Annotated in this window: 15 protein-coding genes; 7 read left to right on the plus strand and 8 right to left on the minus strand. The window is 62.7% G+C overall.

Annotation, left to right across the window (positions count from 1 at the left end):
* Positions 1–13: 13 nt before the first annotated feature.
* From AC4PTT_RS03890 to AC4PTT_RS03920, 7 genes are all read right to left on the minus strand, one after another.
* Positions 14–499 carry a RidA family protein gene (locus AC4PTT_RS03890; protein ID WP_113153191.1) on the minus strand — a complete coding sequence of 162 codons (486 nt, stop codon included), beginning with the start codon at positions 497–499 and terminating at the stop codon, positions 14–16.
* Positions 486–1,451, minus strand: coding sequence for an ABC transporter ATP-binding protein (locus AC4PTT_RS03895; protein ID WP_206546167.1), 966 nt, complete (start codon positions 1,449–1,451; stop codon positions 486–488). The genes AC4PTT_RS03890 and AC4PTT_RS03895 overlap by 14 nt, the downstream gene beginning before the upstream one ends.
* Positions 1,444–2,442, minus strand: a complete 999-nt coding sequence (locus AC4PTT_RS03900) for an ABC transporter ATP-binding protein (protein WP_297564675.1) — start codon at positions 2,440–2,442, stop codon at positions 1,444–1,446. The genes AC4PTT_RS03895 and AC4PTT_RS03900 overlap by 8 nt, the downstream gene beginning before the upstream one ends.
* Positions 2,439–3,554, minus strand: a complete 1,116-nt coding sequence (locus AC4PTT_RS03905) for an amidohydrolase/deacetylase family metallohydrolase (protein ID WP_297562234.1) — start codon at positions 3,552–3,554, stop codon at positions 2,439–2,441. Before AC4PTT_RS03905 ends, AC4PTT_RS03900 begins: the two co-directional genes overlap by 4 nt.
* Before the next feature lie 3 nt (positions 3,555–3,557).
* Positions 3,558–4,418 (minus strand): ABC transporter permease, encoded by an 861-nt coding sequence (locus AC4PTT_RS03910; protein WP_206546170.1) that lies wholly within the window; start codon positions 4,416–4,418, stop codon positions 3,558–3,560.
* Positions 4,419–4,533: 115 nt separating this feature from the next.
* A complete protein-coding gene (locus AC4PTT_RS03915; protein ID WP_206546171.1) occupies positions 4,534–5,475 on the minus strand; it encodes an ABC transporter permease in 942 nt (313 codons plus the stop codon).
* A gap of 68 nt (positions 5,476–5,543) precedes the next feature.
* Positions 5,544–7,106 (minus strand): ABC transporter substrate-binding protein, encoded by a 1,563-nt coding sequence (locus tag AC4PTT_RS03920; protein WP_492162141.1) that lies wholly within the window; start codon positions 7,104–7,106, stop codon positions 5,544–5,546.
* 142 nt (positions 7,107–7,248) lie between these two features.
* Here AC4PTT_RS03920 and AC4PTT_RS03925 point away from each other — a divergent pair, with 142 nt between their 5' ends.
* The 7 genes from AC4PTT_RS03925 to AC4PTT_RS03955 all read left to right on the plus strand — a co-directional run bounded on the left by AC4PTT_RS03925 (position 7,249) and on the right by AC4PTT_RS03955 (position 13,815).
* Positions 7,249–8,019 (plus strand): IclR family transcriptional regulator, encoded by a 771-nt coding sequence (locus AC4PTT_RS03925; RefSeq protein WP_492162142.1) that lies wholly within the window; start codon positions 7,249–7,251, stop codon positions 8,017–8,019.
* Positions 8,020–8,571: 552 nt separating this feature from the next.
* Positions 8,572–9,315 carry an ABC transporter ATP-binding protein gene (locus AC4PTT_RS03930; RefSeq protein WP_113153184.1) on the plus strand — a complete coding sequence of 248 codons (744 nt, stop codon included), beginning with the start codon at positions 8,572–8,574 and terminating at the stop codon, positions 9,313–9,315.
* Complete coding sequence (locus AC4PTT_RS03935; RefSeq protein ID WP_224924960.1) at positions 9,315–10,079, plus strand: ABC transporter permease; 765 nt, start codon at positions 9,315–9,317, stop codon at positions 10,077–10,079. The genes AC4PTT_RS03930 and AC4PTT_RS03935 overlap by 1 nt, the downstream gene beginning before the upstream one ends.
* Positions 10,069–10,857 (plus strand): nucleoside phosphorylase, encoded by a 789-nt coding sequence (locus AC4PTT_RS03940; RefSeq protein ID WP_206546173.1) that lies wholly within the window; start codon positions 10,069–10,071, stop codon positions 10,855–10,857. The genes AC4PTT_RS03935 and AC4PTT_RS03940 overlap by 11 nt, the downstream gene beginning before the upstream one ends.
* A gap of 9 nt (positions 10,858–10,866) precedes the next feature.
* Entirely contained in the window at positions 10,867–11,856 is a 990-nt protein-coding gene (locus AC4PTT_RS03945; RefSeq protein WP_492162143.1) for an ABC transporter substrate-binding protein, read from the plus strand.
* Positions 11,857–11,859: 3 nt separating this feature from the next.
* The gene (locus tag AC4PTT_RS03950) at positions 11,860–12,603 is read left to right on the plus strand and encodes an ABC transporter permease (protein WP_113153181.1); all 744 of its coding nucleotides are present in this window, start codon (positions 11,860–11,862) and stop codon (positions 12,601–12,603) included.
* A 3-nt stretch (positions 12,604–12,606) separates the two neighbouring features.
* On the plus strand, positions 12,607–13,815 hold the full coding sequence (locus AC4PTT_RS03955) for a phosphopentomutase (RefSeq protein WP_299939148.1): 1,209 nt from the start codon (positions 12,607–12,609) through the stop codon (positions 13,813–13,815).
* A gap of 107 nt (positions 13,816–13,922) precedes the next feature.
* Here the strand turns inward: AC4PTT_RS03955 and cls are convergent, their stop codons facing one another.
* Positions 13,923–15,341 carry a cardiolipin synthase gene (gene cls, locus AC4PTT_RS03960; protein WP_492162144.1) on the minus strand — a complete coding sequence of 473 codons (1,419 nt, stop codon included), beginning with the start codon at positions 15,339–15,341 and terminating at the stop codon, positions 13,923–13,925.
* Between the last annotated feature and the right edge of the window lie 29 nt (positions 15,342–15,370).

Below are 15,370 nucleotides of genomic sequence, written 5' to 3' on the forward strand. Positions count from 1 at the left end.
TTTCAAAAGTCCCTTACTCGTACAGCTCGAAGACCGCTTCGATTTCCACGGTGATGTTGTTTGGCAGCGAGCCTACGCCGAATGCGGAGCGGGCGTGAATGCCGTTTTCTCCAAAAATGTCGGCGAACAGGGTGGAAGCGCCATCGATGACATGCGGGTGCCGCTCGAAATCCGGCGTCGCGTTGACGAGCCCCAGAAGCTTGACGACGCCGCTGATGCGCTCAAGCCCGCCCAGATGATCGCGCAGCGTGGCGAGAATGTTGAGCGCCACGAGCTGCGCGTGTTCGCGGGCGGTGTCTGCGTCCACGTCTGCACCCACCTTGCCGCGCAGCAATGTGCCGTCCGGCAGAACGGGGCCCTGGCCGGAAACATAGGCGAGGCGGCCTGTCTGGCGCACGTTGCAGAATGCGCCGATGGGCGAGGGAGCGGCGGGCGGCAGCTCGATGCCGAGTGCCGCAAGCCGTGCGGAAGCGGGTTCTTTGAGATCAGGCTGTGGCATAGAGTTCTTCTGTTCGCTTGCAAAAGGAGTGGTGGCCGGGGCCGGTTTCGACGGGTGCGGGAACGCCTTCGGCACAGATGTCGGCTGCATGCGGACACCGTGTGCGGAAGACGCAGCCCGATGGCGGATCGAGCGGGCTTGGAATGTCGCCGCGAAGAATGGTGCGGCTGTGATCGCGCGCCGGGTCGGGCACGGGGATCGCCGAAAGAAGCGCGCGTGTGTAGGGGTGGCGGGGATCGCTGTAGAGCGGCCGCGAGGGGCCTTTCTCCACCAGCCGCCCGAGATACATGACGATGATCTGGTCGCAGAGATATTCCACCACCGAAAGATCGTGCGCGATGAAGAGCATGGTGAGGTTGCGGCGCTCGCGCAGGTCGAGCAGCAGGTTCAGCACCTGCGCCTGAATGGAGACGTCGAGCGCCGAAACGCTTTCATCCGCGACGATGAATTCCGGCTCCAGCGCAAGGGCGCGGGCAATGCCGATGCGCTGGCGCTGGCCACCGGAAAACTCGTGCGGAAACTTGCTCATGTGATCGGCCTGAAGGCCGACCTCTTCCAGAAGTGCGGCAGCCTTGTCGCGCCGTGAGGCGCGGTTGCCGATGCCATGGGCGCGCAGGCCCTCGGTGATGATGTCGGCGACGCGCAGGCGTGGATTGAGCGAGGAAACCGGGTCCTGATAGATGATCTGCATGCGCCGGCGCGCATCGCGCAGCTCAGAGGCGCTGAGCGTGTTGAGATCCTGCCCGTCGAAGATGGTTTGGCCTTCGGTCGGTTCGACAAGGCGAAGCAGCGTGCGGCCAAGCGTGGTCTTGCCAGAGCCGCTTTCGCCCACCAGACCCGTGATGGAACCGCGCGGTATGTCAAAGCTCGCGTCGCTCACGGCATGGATGGTGCCGCGCGGTGTGACGAAACGCTTGGACAGATTGCGGATCTGCAGAAGCGGTTCAGACATGGGTCACCTCCCGTCCGGCGTGGAAACAGGCAACACGGTGGTTGGGCGCAAAATCGCTGAGCGAAACCGGCTTGCGACAGGCTTCATCCGCCAGTCCGCAGCGCGGCGCGAAGGCGCAGCCTTCCGGCATGGCGTGCAGCGGCGGAACCGTTCCGGGAATGGGCACGAGACGCTCGCCCTCCGGCCTGCCGGGCATCGGGATCGAGTGCAGCAGACCGCGCGTGTAAGGGTGGCTTGGCCGGGCGAACAGTTCCGAAGCGCCCGCCTGCTCGACGATGGCGCCGGCATACATGACCGCCACATCGTCGGCCATTTCCGCCACCACGCCCATGTCGTGGGTGATGAACAGGATCGACATGCCGAGTTCTTTTTGCAGGCGGCGCATCAGATCGAGGATCTGCGCCTGAATGGTCACGTCGAGCGCCGTGGTCGGCTCGTCGGCGATCAGCAGGGCGGGGTTGCAGACCATGGCCAGCGCGATCATCACGCGCTGGCGCATGCCGCCGGAAAGCTCGTGCGGATAATTGTCGATGCGGGATGCGGCGGCGGGAATTTCCACCAGCTCCAGCATTTCCAGAACCCGCTGGCGGCGCTGCCTGGCGTCGAGATCCGTGTGCAGGAGCAGCATCTCGCCGATCTGGTCGCCGATGGTGAACAGCGGATTGAGCGAGGACATGGGCTCCTGAAAGATCATGGCGATCTCCGCGCCGCGTCGTGCGCGCATCTCGCTTTTCGATGCTTTCGTGAGGTCCGAGACGCTGCCGTCCACCGCACGATAGTGGATCGCGCCACCCGTCACCGCGCCATTGGGCGGCAGAAGCCCCATAATGGCGAGCGAGGAGACGGATTTGCCCGAGCCGCTTTCGCCCACCAGCGCCAGCGTGCGGCCCGGGTGCAGCGTGAAGCTGACATCGCGCAGCGCCGTCACCGAAGAGCGGCGGGCGCGGAAGGCGACCCGCAGATTGCGGACGTCGAGAACGGGTTCGTTCATGCGCTCCTCCTTGCAGCCGGCATGGCCGATGCGCCGATGACCGTGAGGCGCGGCTCGAACCGCTTTTCGAGTGTCAGATGCCCGCCGAGACTGTCGACGGCGTCGATGTTTGCGGCATCCACATCGAAGACCGTGAAATCGGCTTTCTGACCCGGTGTCGCGCCGCCCGATGCGCCAAGGCCCAGAACGGAGCGGGGGCGTTCGGTCACGCCGGCGATGACCTCGTCGAAGGAAAGGCCGACGGCCAGCAGTTTCGACATGGTGGTGGCGAGGTCATAGACCGGCCCGTTCACATTCCGCAGATGCAGATCGGTGGAGATCGACCAGGGTTTCAGCCCGTTGGCGATGGCCTCGCGCGCGGTGTCGAAGCTGAACGAGGCGACGCCATGGCCGATATCCATGCGCACGCCGCTCCCCGCCAGTTGCTGCGCCTGCGCGAACAGCGCCTTCGTGTCGCGGATCGAGCCGGCCTTCTTGCCGTTGAAGCAGTGGGTGACGATGTCGCCGGGGGTGAGAATGTCGAACACTTCGTCGATCAGCGGTGGCGGTTCGCCGATATGAACCATGAGCGGCAGATCGAGAATTTCCGCGACCCGCTTGGCGATCTTTGCCGGTGTGATGCCCCATGCGCCGGAAATGACGCCGCTTGCCCGCACCTTGATGCCGCAGATGACATCGCGGTTCGCTTCGGCGACGGCCAGCGTGCGGTCCACATCGATGGAGCGCAGGTCGATCAGCTCCGGCACGCGGTTGCAGGCGACAAGCCCGATGGAGCCGATGTTGAGAAAGGCGCGAACCGTCTCCTGCTGCTGCTCGATCACATATTCGCGCAGGCCATGAAATGCGGCTTCGCCGGATGAGCCCGCATCCGCCATGGCGGTAACGCCGGTCTTGCGGCCGGCCTCGGAAGCGCGCACGGAAATATCCGTGCCGCCGTGCCAGACATGCACATGCAGATCGCACCAGCCGGGCGAAAGATATGCGCCTTTGCAGTCGATGGTTTCCGCGCCGGTGATCGGCGTGCCGGCCACGAGCCCGTCATCGCCGACGAAGATTTCAGCCGGTGCGTTGTCGAGACCGACAGGACGGAAATTGGTAAGCCTGAGCGCCATGTCTCAAAGATCCTTGCTCAAACGGGGGTCGAGCGCGTCGCGCAGTCCATCGCCGATCAATTGCAGGGAGAGCACTGCGATGGAGATCGCGATGCCGGGGAAGAAGATCAGGAATGCCGCCTGATCGATATATTGCCGGCCCTCATTGATCATCGTGCCCCAGCTCGGCGTTGACGGATCGATGCCGACGCCGAGGAAGGAGAGCCCGGCCTCCGCCAGCATGGCGTAGGCGAAGATGAAGGTTGCCTGCACGATGATGGGCGACAGGATGTTGCGCAGCACATGGGTGGTCATGATGAAGAAGGTGGAGGAGCCGAGCGAAACCGCCGCTTCCACATAGGGCAGTTCGCGGATCACCAGCGTTGAGGCGCGCACGATGCGCGCAATGCGCGGCGCGTAGACGATGGAGAGGGCGATCACCACATTGACGATGGAACCGCCGAGGATCGAGACCAGCGCGATGGCCAGAAGAATGTCCGGGAAGGCCATCATCGCATCGACAAGGCGCGACATTGGAGCGTCCAGCCGGCGGAAGAAGCCGGCCATAAGGCCGATCACGATGCCGATGGCCGAAGAAACAGCGGCAACGCCAAGCCCGATGGAGAGCGACACGCGGCCCGCATAGAGAAGACGTGAGAACACATCGCGGCCGAATGCGTCGGCGCCCAGAAGATAATCCGCGCCGGGCGCGGTGAGGCGTGCGCGCACCGACATTTTCGCCGGATCTGCGGGCGCGATGAGCGGGGCGAAGACGCACAGAAGGACCAGCACGACGAAGATGACGAGTGCGATGAGAACGGCGCGCCTTGAGAAGAGGGCGGTGAAGAATTTTGGTTGATCTGCGACAGCGGATGCAGCGGCCATGATGCCTTCTCCCTAGAGCGCTGTGCGTCCATTCGGACGCACAAAGGACGCTCTAACCTATTGAATCTACGCATTGCGCTTTCCGGAAATCGATTCCGATTTCCGGGCCGATGCGCTAGTACCGAACACGCTTGTCGACGGTCAGATAGAGCAGGTCCGTGACAAGGTTGATGAGCACATAGAGCGACGCGACGACGATGAGCGCGCCCTGAATGACGGGGTAGTCGCGGCGCAGGACCGCGCTGACCACCAGGTTTCCCATGCCGGGAATGTTGAACACGCGCTCGGTGACCACCGCGCCGGAAACCAGAAGCGCGAAGGTGAGGCCGATGACCGTGATGATGGGAATGGCCGCATTCTTCAGCGCGTGGCGCAGCACGACGCGCGGTTCGCCCATGCCCTTGGAGCGGGCGGTGCGGATATAGTCCTCGCCCAGAATGTCGAGCATGGACGCGCGGGTGAAGCGCAGGATGAGCGCGGAATTGACGATGCCGAGCACGATGGAGGGCAGGATCAGATAGCCCATCCGCTCGATGAAGCTGGCGTCCGGCCCGCCATAGCCCGATGCGGGAAAGAGACCGAGATCGGTGGCCAGATAGCGCTGGAACATGAGGCCGGTCCAGAAGCTGGGAATGGAGGCGGCGAGCATGGCCGTGCTGATGGCGCTCTGGTCGAGAAACGAGCCCCGCCGATAGGCCGCGTAGATGCCGATGGGTGTTGCGATGACCAGCGCGAATACGAGAGAGAAAAGCGCGAGGAAGATGGTGGGCTCTGCCCGCGCCGCCAGCACCTGCGTGACCGGCTGGCGGAAGAACAGCGAGGTGCCGAGGTCGCCCTGGGCCGCGTTCACGACGAAGGTGAAATATTGCACCACGATCGGGCGGTCGAGGCCGAGTTCGGTGCGCAGCGCGGCTGTTTCTTCAGGCGTTGCCTCCGGCCCCAGCATCAGGGCGGCGGGATCACCCGGCGCAAGACGAACGATCAGGAAGGCAATCGTCAGTACGAGAAAGATGACGATGAACATTCCCAGGATGCGCTTGAGGATATAGCGCGCCATACGCGTTCTCCGAACTCATATCCAAGAAAGGGGCCGCCGGGAGCGAAGCGGCCCCTGAAGAGTGGCCGTTACTGGACCTGTGCGTTCCAGAAGAAGGGCCACGGAGAAGCCGGCACACCTTCAAGACCCTTGCGGGTGCCCTGAAGCGCGTTGAATGCGCCGATCTTGATGAAGCCGACATCCTCGAAGACCTGCTTCTGCAGTTCGGCGAAGAGCTCCTTGCGCTTTGCAATGTCGGTCTCGCTGGTGAACGCGTCGAGGATCTTGTCCTTCTCCGGGTTCGACCAGCCAAGGCGGGACGACTTGTCATAGAGCGAGGTGAGCGCCGGCTCGGGCAGGAAGGGCGAATGGGTGATGTAGATGTCCCATACGGCCGGATCGTCGCGGCGCTGGCCGAGCGTTGCCCAGTCGACCACGTCCATCTGAACTTTGAAGCCTGCCGATTCCAACGCCATCTTGGCCACTTCGGCCATCTTGAAGTGGAACTCATACTGGCGCGAGGTGAGGATGCGCAGCGGGGTGCCGTCATAGCCGGCTTCCTTGAGCAGCTCACCGGCCCTGGTCTGGTCGTTCTGGTTGAACAGTTCGGCGCCTGCTTCGGTGCGCCATGCCCAGCCTTCCGGGTAGAGCGGCCCGTCGGTGATGAAGAAATTGTCGTCGCCAAAGGCGGCAAACAGCATGTCATCGATGGGCAGCGCCGCCTGAACAGCCAGACGGATGTTCTTGTCCGTCAGGAGGCCATCCTTGTGGTTGACGGCGAAGATCGGCCAGCCGAACGGCTTGAGAAGCAGCGGGTCGGCCGTTTCGTTCTCTTCAAGGCGCTTGTAGCTTTCAGCCGGCAGGCCGTCGGCGAAGTCGAACTGGCCGGACAGAAGCCCTTCGACGCGGGTGTTCGGATCGGGAACCGGAATGAAGCGGATTTCATCGGCCAGCTGTGCGCGTTTGCCGGCAGCGCCGTCCGGCGCTTCGTCGCGCGAGGCGTAATCTTCAAAGCGCACGAGCTGGAGATGCTGGTCCGGCATGTGCTCGGCGATCTTGTAGGGGCCGGTGCCAACCACGGTTTCAATCGTGTCGGCGATGATCTCTTCCGGATAGACCGCCGCGGCGGAATTGGAGAAGGCCAGCAGCGACAGGAGCGGCGAATAGGGCTCCTTCATCGTGATGGTGACTTCGTAATCGCCGGTCGCTTCGACGGACGCCACCTTGTCGGCCACGCCCTTGCCGCGTGTGGCCACTTTCAGCCAGCGGTCGAGGGACGCCACGACGTCCTTTGCATCCATGCTGGAGCCGTCATGGAAGGTGACGCCTTCGCGGATGCCGATCTTGTAGGTGAGGCCGTCATCGCTGATTTCCGGCAGCCCGGTCGCCAGAAGCGGCGCAATGTTCCAGCCGCCATCGAACGTATAGAGCGTCTCGACGAAATGCTGGGTGACGATGGAGACCACGTCCTTGGTCGACATCATCGGGTCGAACGTGTCGGCCTCACCGATGATCGCGACGTCCAGCGTCTTGCCCTCGGCAAATGCCGGGCCTGCTGCAAGCGAGAGCGCGCTTCCGGCCAGAAGGGCGGCCAGAGGGGCGCTCAGAAGGGATGATTTTCCGGTGAACTTCCCAATGATCTTCAATGCCATTCTCTCCTCCATTATTATGTATTATATTTTACAATAACGGTATATGCGTGCTAAACATCCGTCAAGTCTGCGTGCGCCCTCTGCCCGTTGGGTGCGGGTGCGTGCTAAGGCGGCTGAATGGAAACGGCAGCGGGAGCGTCAGATGAGCGGTGAAGCGAGAAAGCGGGTTGGAGCCATCGACCGGACGCTTCAGATTCTGGACATTCTGACCGAACGCCAGCAGCCGATGAGCACCTATGATCTGGCGCGCTCCACCGGTGCGCCGGCCTCGACCATCTACAAAATTGTCGATGAGCTTCTGGAGCGCTCCATGCTGTCGCGCAGCGGTGAGAATTCCGTCTGGCTCGGCCCGCGGCTGATGCGCTACGGCCTCACCTATCGTTCACGCATGGATGTGTTCAAGGAAGCCAAGCGCGAGATGGAAGCTTTGGCGGAAGAGCTGGGCGAAACCATTCAGATCTGCGCGCGCGACGATGACATGATGACGGTGATCGGCATGTCGCGCGGTGAGGATCACTTCAATGTCGCGTCCGATGTGGGCACGCGTGTGCCGCTTAACTGGACGGCGTCGGGCCGTTTGCTGCTGGGCCATCTCGACGAGGCCGAGCGCGTGCGCATCTTCAGTGAAATCGCGCGGCCCTCGACCACCGGGCGCGCCGAGACCGATGCGGTTCTGCTTGCCGAACAGGCCGGGCGCGAATTCAGCGAGCGGCTCGCAGTCCAGATGAGCGCATCGGAATATGCCGTCGCCTGCATTGCCGCGCCGATCTGTGATGAGACGGGGGCCTGTGTGGCGACGATCTCCATCGTGCTGCCGGAGACCAAGGCGCGCGCCGAAACGCAGCGCCTGTCCGACGCCGTGCGCCAGTCGGCCCGCAACATCGAGACGGCCCTGGGGCGGCGCGCCGGCTAGGCTGAGCGGTCGAAAGAATCGTTTCCCAGCAAAATTGATTGTTGATTGCCGCAGCAGCGTCTGACGGGCCGCGCAATTATCCGCTAATCACCCGTCGAGCTGTTAGCCGGGTCGCGCGTTTGCGCGCTTCCCCGGGCTTGTTGTGACGTGGGCTGAAATTTTCTCGATGGCCGGATTGGGGCGTCGGGAGACGGAGCAGAAAACGACTTGTATCAATAATTAGAATTTCCCCTCCAGTCTCTGGTGCGCGTCGCTCTTCTATGCGTGTTGCAGAAATTAGTCGGCGTCATGTAATGCTCGATGAATATTCTGGTGTGTCTGTTTCTGTTGTGGCGGTCTACTTTTAATGTGCTGAATTCTTTTGAGAATTTTTCTCGCTTGTCATGACTTCCCAAAACGCTTTGGAAAATCCTGTGATGATCCGCGTCGCATTCACGACAGGCGCTGCCTTCCCGGCGTCGCTGGACAAGGTGTCTAAATTTTGAGAATATGCGTTGAAACGTCGCATTTTTATGCGTCTAATCGGTTCAGTTACCTCTGAAAGGTCTCAGATTGATAACAACCTCTGGTCTGACGAAGAGCTTCGATCTTGATGGTGGAAGCATCCTCGCCCTGGCGCCTCTCGATCACCGGATTGAAAAGGGTGCATTTGTCTCCATCGTCGGGCCGTCCGGCTGTGGCAAGTCCACTTTCCTTCGTCTGATCGCGGGGCTGGAAGACGCTTCCGGCGGCACGATCGAACTCGATACGGGTTCGGCCAAACGCCCGGTCGGTTTCGTGTTTCAGGATGCCGTTCTGCTGCCGTGGAAGACCGTTCGCGACAACATCCGCTTTCCGCTCGACACCGCCGGTGTGCGCCGCGACGAGGGCAACCGGATCGTCAGTGAACTGATCGAACTGGTGGGGCTCTCCGGCTTTGAGGACGCGCTGCCCAAACAGCTTTCCGGCGGCATGCGCCAGCGTGCGGCCATTGCCCGGGCGCTGTCCGACGATCCGCCGATCCTTCTGATGGACGAGCCGTTCTCCGCCGTGGACCTTCTGACCCGCGAAACGCTGAACGACGAATTGCTGCGCATCTGGCAGCGCACGGGCAAGACCATTCTTCTGGTCACGCACAGCGTTGAAGAGGCGGCTTATCTCGGCAGCGAGGTCATGGTCATGTCGCCGCGTCCTGGTCGACTGAAGAAGACCTACACGGTGGACCTGCCGCATCCGCGCGGCGAAGCCACCAAGCTTGATCCCGCTTATCATCAGCTGGTCGCGGAGCTGCGCCAGGACATGCGGGAAACGGAATGATGAGCCGCTTTCGTCCCGTTTTCGAATATGGTGTGGCGCTGGCGCTGCTGACCGTGGCCTGGTGGTACGCCAGCGGGCCGATGGGCATTCCCAAATATCTCCTGCCGTCGCCGCAAAGCACGGTTTCGACGCTCTGGGATTCGCTTGTGAGCGGCGAACTGTGGCCGCATCTCTGGTTCACCGTGCGCAACATCCTTCTGGGGCTCGGCATTGGCAGCGTGGCGGGCATCGCCGTCGCCTACCTGCTCTACAAGATGCCCCGGCTTTCGACCTTTCTGGATGGCCCTCTGGTCGTCTTCCAGACCGCGCCGAAGATTGCGCTTGCGCCGCTGTTCGTCGTCTGGTTCGGCCTTGGCCTCACGGCCAAGATCGTGCTCATCGTCTCGCTGGTTTTCTTCCCGGTTCTGATGGGCGCGCTTGCCGGCTTCCGCAGCATCGACAGCCGCATGCACGACCTTGCGAAGCTTCTGAAGCTGAACCCGTTCTCGCTGTTCTGGCGCATCGATCTGATGGCGGCGCTTCCGGGCATTTTCGTCGGTCTCAAGATCGGCGCGGTGCAGGCGCTCGTCGGCGCGATCCTTGCCGAGTGGATCTCCGGCAGCGACGGCCTCGGCTATCTGATGACCTTCGCCTCCGCCACCTACAAGACGCCGCTGCTGTTTGGCGCGGTGCTTCTGACTTCGCTTCTGGGCATCGCCCTTCACGGGCTTCTCGGTGTGATCGAGGGGCGTCTCTTGTCATGGAAGGTGCAGGATGGCCGATAGTTCAAAACCCACCGCACGCCTGCCATTTTCCGGCGGTCGTCCGCCGCATCTTCCCTGTGGGCCGGGCGATGTGGCCGAAGATGTTCTGGTGCCGGGTGATCCCGACCGTGTTGCGCTGCTGCGCGACATGCTCACCGATGTGCAGGATTTCGGCCGCAAGCGCGAGTTTGCGCTTGTAACGGGAACGTTTGAAGGCCGGCGTCTGACCATCTGTTCCAGCGGCATTGGCGGTCCGTCGACCGAGATCGCCATGGTTGAGCTCGCCATGCTGGGCGCAAAGCGTCTCATCCGCATCGGCGGGTGCTCCGCGCTGGTGCCGGAAATTCCCACGGGTGATTACATCGTGCCGCACACGGCGACCGGCCTGACCGGCGTTGCAGCGCTCTATGCCGAACACGGTTACACGCCGGAGGCCGATCCCGCACTCGCGTCTGCGCTGGAAGAAAGTGCTGCGGCGCTGGGGCTTGGCGCGCACCGGGGCATGATCGCCTCGACCGACAGTTATTACCTCGGGCAGGACCGGCCGCTCAGGCTTGATGCGGTCGACAGCCCGGACGCTGGATATCTGGACCGTTTCCTTGCCGAGGGGGCCATCGGAGTGGAAATGGAATCGCAGGTGATCCTGGCCGTTGGCCGGGCTCTTGGCCTCAGGGCGGCCTGCCTCTTGGGTGTGCACGGCAATCGCGCCACCGACAATTGGCTTGTCGATTATGAAAACACGCAGCGAAACCTGCTCCGCATTGCGGGCCGGGCTCTCGCGCATGATGCGTCCCAATAGGAGAGAACAATGAATGTGATGCTGAAAACCGGCGTAGCCACGCTTGCCCTTATTGCTTCGGGTGTTGCTGCACTTGCTGCCGACAGGGTGGTCATGCAGATCGACGGCGCTGCAGTGCCTTTCTATTCGCCGCTTTATGCCGGTGTTGAAAACGGCTTCTTCGCCGATCAGGACATCGAGGTTGAATTCATCTATGCTGGCGCGTCCGACATCCTGACCAACATTGCCGCCGGCAATGTGGATTTCGGCTTCCCGAACGGCGACGCCGTTGTGGCGGCTGCGGCCAACGGCCTGCCGGTGAAAGTGGTTCACACCACCTACCAGCGCGGCATTGGCGCATTGCTGGCAAAGGCTGAAACCGGCATCGAAACCTATGCGGACCTGAAGGGCAAGACGGTCGCCGTCACTTCGCTCGGCTCGCCCAACTACCTGCAGCTTCAGGTCGGCCTCCAGGATGCGGGCCTCTCGCTCGACGACATCAAGCTTGAAGTCGTTTCCACGGGTGCAATCGTTCAGGCGCTGCAGAGCGACCAGGTCGACGCCATCGTGTTCTCCGAGCTGCGCAAGTACAATCTGGAAGGCGCCGGCGTCGATGTCACGATGATCCTGTCCAACGATTTCCTGCCGTCCTTCGGCAATGTCGTTGTCACCTCCAGCCGCCTGCTCGAGGAAAATCCGGATCTCGTGAAGCGCTTCACCAATGCCGTCACCGCATCCTATGAGTGGGTGATCGACGGTCACGTGGACGATGCTCTCGAAATCTCCTTCGAGAAGTACACGCCGACCTGGGCCGACCAGAAGGAGCTTCTCTCCACGGCATTCAAGAACAGCTTCGTCGCCTCCGTCTGGCAGAGCGACCTGACCAGGGAAAAGGGCCTCGGCGCTGCCGATCTCGACGCCTGGCAGGCCAATGCCGACATTCTGGCGAAGTATGAAGTCGTCGACGAAGCGCCGAAGGCTGCCGACTTCGTGGTCGATCCTTCCTCGATCGGCGAATAAGCCATGCTGAAGCGCGGGATCGCGGGCCTGGTTCTCATCGTCGCCCTCTGGGGCGGCGGTGTGTTCCTCTTCAATGTGCCCGATTATCTGTTGCCAAGCCCGGCAGCCGTCATGGAGCGGATGGTGTTTCTCTACAAGAACGCCAATCTTCTGGGGCATGTCTATGTGACATTGATCGAGATCTTCTGGGGCTTCCTGCTCGGCGCTCTGGCCGGTGTCGCGGCCGCATTGCTGTTTGCCCGCTTTCCCGTTGCCGAGCGGATGTCCACGCCGCTCATCCTGCTTCTGCAGACCGCGCCCAAGATCGCCATTGCGCCATTGCTTCTGCTCTGGCTCGGTCTTGGGCCGGCTCCCAAAGTGGTGCTGATCGCCATCGTCACCTTCTTCCCGGTGATGACGGGCATGCTTTCAGGCCTGCGCTTCGTCAACAAATCCTATCTGGATCTGGCGCGCGTGCTGAAGCTCTCGCCCCTGCAGCGCTTCCTGCATATCGAACTGCCTTCGGCGCTGCCGACGCTCTTTGCCGGCGCGACAGTGGCGACCACGCTTGCCATGACGGCTGCCGTGATCGGCGAGCTGATGGGCGCCAATGAGGGCGTGGGCTATCTCCTTTCTTCTGGACAGGAGAACGCCGACACGGCCACAGTGATCGGCATGGTGCTGCTCCTCTCCCTCATGGGCTGGAGCTTTTATGAAATATTCGAAGCGTTGCGGCGTCGCATGGAGGCGCGCTTCGCGGAAGGGTGACGAATGTCTGTGAACGGTCGTGTCTTCCTGTGCGTTCTGGATTCGGTGGGCATAGGCGGCGCACCGGATGCCGAGCGGTTCGGCGATGCCGGTTCCAACACGGTTCTGCACATCGCCGAAGCCTGCGCCGCAGGCCGGGCGGAAGAGGGGCGCTCCGGCGCGCTTCATTTGCCCAATCTTTCCGCGCTTGGCCTTGGCGCCGCGCTCGAACTGGCCTGTGGCCAGTCCGCGCCGGGGCTTTCCGCACCCGAGGCCCATGCTTCCTGGGCGGCCCTTCAGGAAGAAAGTGCCGGCAAGGACACCCAGACCGGACACTGGGAGCTGGCAGGCCTGCCGCTCACCAGGGACTGGCACTATTTCCCGCATGAAGTTCCGGCCTTTCCGGAAGAGGCGATGGCGCGGCTGCGGCGCGCGGGCGGGCTGGAACGCACGCTTTTCAATGCGCATGGTTCGGGCTCGGATGTGCTGGAGCGGTTTGGCGCGGAGCACATGGAGACCGGCGCGCCGATCGTCTACACCTCGGCTGACAGCGTGGTGCAGATCGCCGCGCATGAGGAGACATTCGGCCTCGAACGGCTGTTACGTCTGTGTGAGGCGGCAGCCGGGATTTTCCATCCGATGAATGTGGGCCGCATCATCGCGCGGCCTTTCGTCGGGGACGCGGAGAACGGCTTCACCCGCACCGCCAACCGGCGCGATTTCGCGATTCCGCCTCCCGGCGACACGATCTGCGACCGCGTGGTGGCTGCTGGCCGCACCGTGCATGCCGTGGGCAAGATCGGTGATATCTTCGCTGGCAAGGGCATTTCCCGCGTGCTGAAGGGGCCGAACGACGACGCGCTGTTCGACCGGCTTCTGGAGACGGTCGAAAGTGCCGCCGATGGCGATCTTGTCTTCGCCAATTTCGTCGAGTTCGACAGTCATTACGGCCATCGCCGCGATGTGGCGGGATATGCGCGGGCGCTGGAGTGGTTTGATCGCCGTCTCGCCGGGCTTCTGCCGAAACTGCGCCCCGGCGACCTGCTCATGCTGACCGCCGATCACGGCAACGACCCGACCTGGACAGGCACGGACCACACGCGCGAGCGGGTTCCGCTGCTTCTCGCCGGCGATGCGAGGCCATGGCAGGGAAGCGCCGGCGTGCTGCCGTTCACGCAGGCTGCGGCGATTGTCGCCGAGCATCTGCAGATCGATCCGGACAACGGGGACTGACGCGCCGCGCCGGGGCCGTACCTCCAGTCCGCATGCAGGCGGGTCTAGAGTATTGTTTTTACGCAATTCCGGACGGAAAACCGGTCCCCACTTTTCCTGGAATTGCTCTAGAGTATCGGCCCCACAATCGCGAGTGCGTTCTGCTTGAGCCGCTGGAGCATGCTCCAGCCGCGCACCTCCTCAAGCGTGATTGGCCGGCTCTGGGCGAGATACTCCTCCTGCCGCGCGCGCATTGCGGCGGTGGTCTGCGGGTCGTGCAGCAGGATGTTGTTTTCGTAATTCAGGTCGAAGCTGCGCCGGTCCATATTGGCCGAGCCGATCAGCGTCACGTCTCCATCCACGGTCAGCGACTTCGTGTGCAGAAGGCCGGGCTGGAACTCATGCACTTTGACGCCCGCTTCCAGCAGGCTTTCATAATGGCTGCGGCAGGTCGCGCCGACGGCGAAATCGTCGTTGCGGGCGGGGAAGATGATGGTGACATCGACGCCGCGATTGCCGGCGGCGCAGATCGCAGCCTGAAGCGCCTGTGTCGGCACATAATAGGGGGTGGTGATGAACACGCTGCGCCTCGCCGAATAAATCAGGCTCTCGAACATTTCGGGCATGGCGGAGGCGCGGAAGGTCGGGCCGGTCGCCACCACCTGCGCGAAGAAGCCGCCTTTCGGCGCTTCCACGGGCTCTGTCAGAATCTCGGTGATGTCGTCGCCGCCATTGCCCATCCAGTCGCTGGCGAAGAGGTGCTGGTTCTGGCGCACCACTGGCCCGGTGAAGCGCATGACGGCATCGAACCATGGCGCGAATTTCGCCTTGGGCAGAAATGCGGGATCGGCGCAGTTCTGGCTGCCGCAATAGGTGATGGCGTTGTCGATCACGAGCACTTTGCGGTGATTGCGCAGATCGATGCGGCCATCGAGAATGCGCAGGAAGGGATTGCCCACGGGCAGGGCGGTGCGCGTGTGCACGCCGGCCTCCGAGAGCTTGCGCCAGAGCGGCGCCTTCACCAGGGCGCGTGAGCCGATGTCGTCGACCATGGCGCGGCAGGTGACGCCACGCGCGGCGGCGCGCATCAGCGCATCGGCGATCTTGTTGCCATTGCCGTCATCCAGCCAGATGTAGAAGACGAGGTGCACGTGATCGCGGGCCGCGTCGATATCGGCCACCATCGAATCAATCGCAGCATCCGAATCCTTCATCAGCTTTGCATGGTTGCCGCTGACCGGCTCATAGCCGGAGATGGAGCGCCCGACCCGGAACAGGGCCTCGTCCCATGCTGAAAGCGGTGTCCGGGCTTCTGCGTTCTGCGTCTGGGGGCGCGGCAGGTCGTTGAAGGCGCTGGTCAGCCTCTTGATGCGCTTGCGGCCAACGCTGGTCTGGCCGAGCAGCAGATAGGCGAGGGCTCCGAGATACGGGAGCGTCATGACCACGACGAGCCACGCCATGCGCGATTCCGGCTGTCTGTTGCGGCGCAGCAGGATGTGGAGCGTCGCAGTGGTGACGATGGTGATATGGACAAGGACAGCCAGCATTCTCGAAACCTTCAGCTAAATCACGGTCA

It is taken from the genome of Nitratireductor sp. WH36-1 (genome assembly GCF_058725515.1).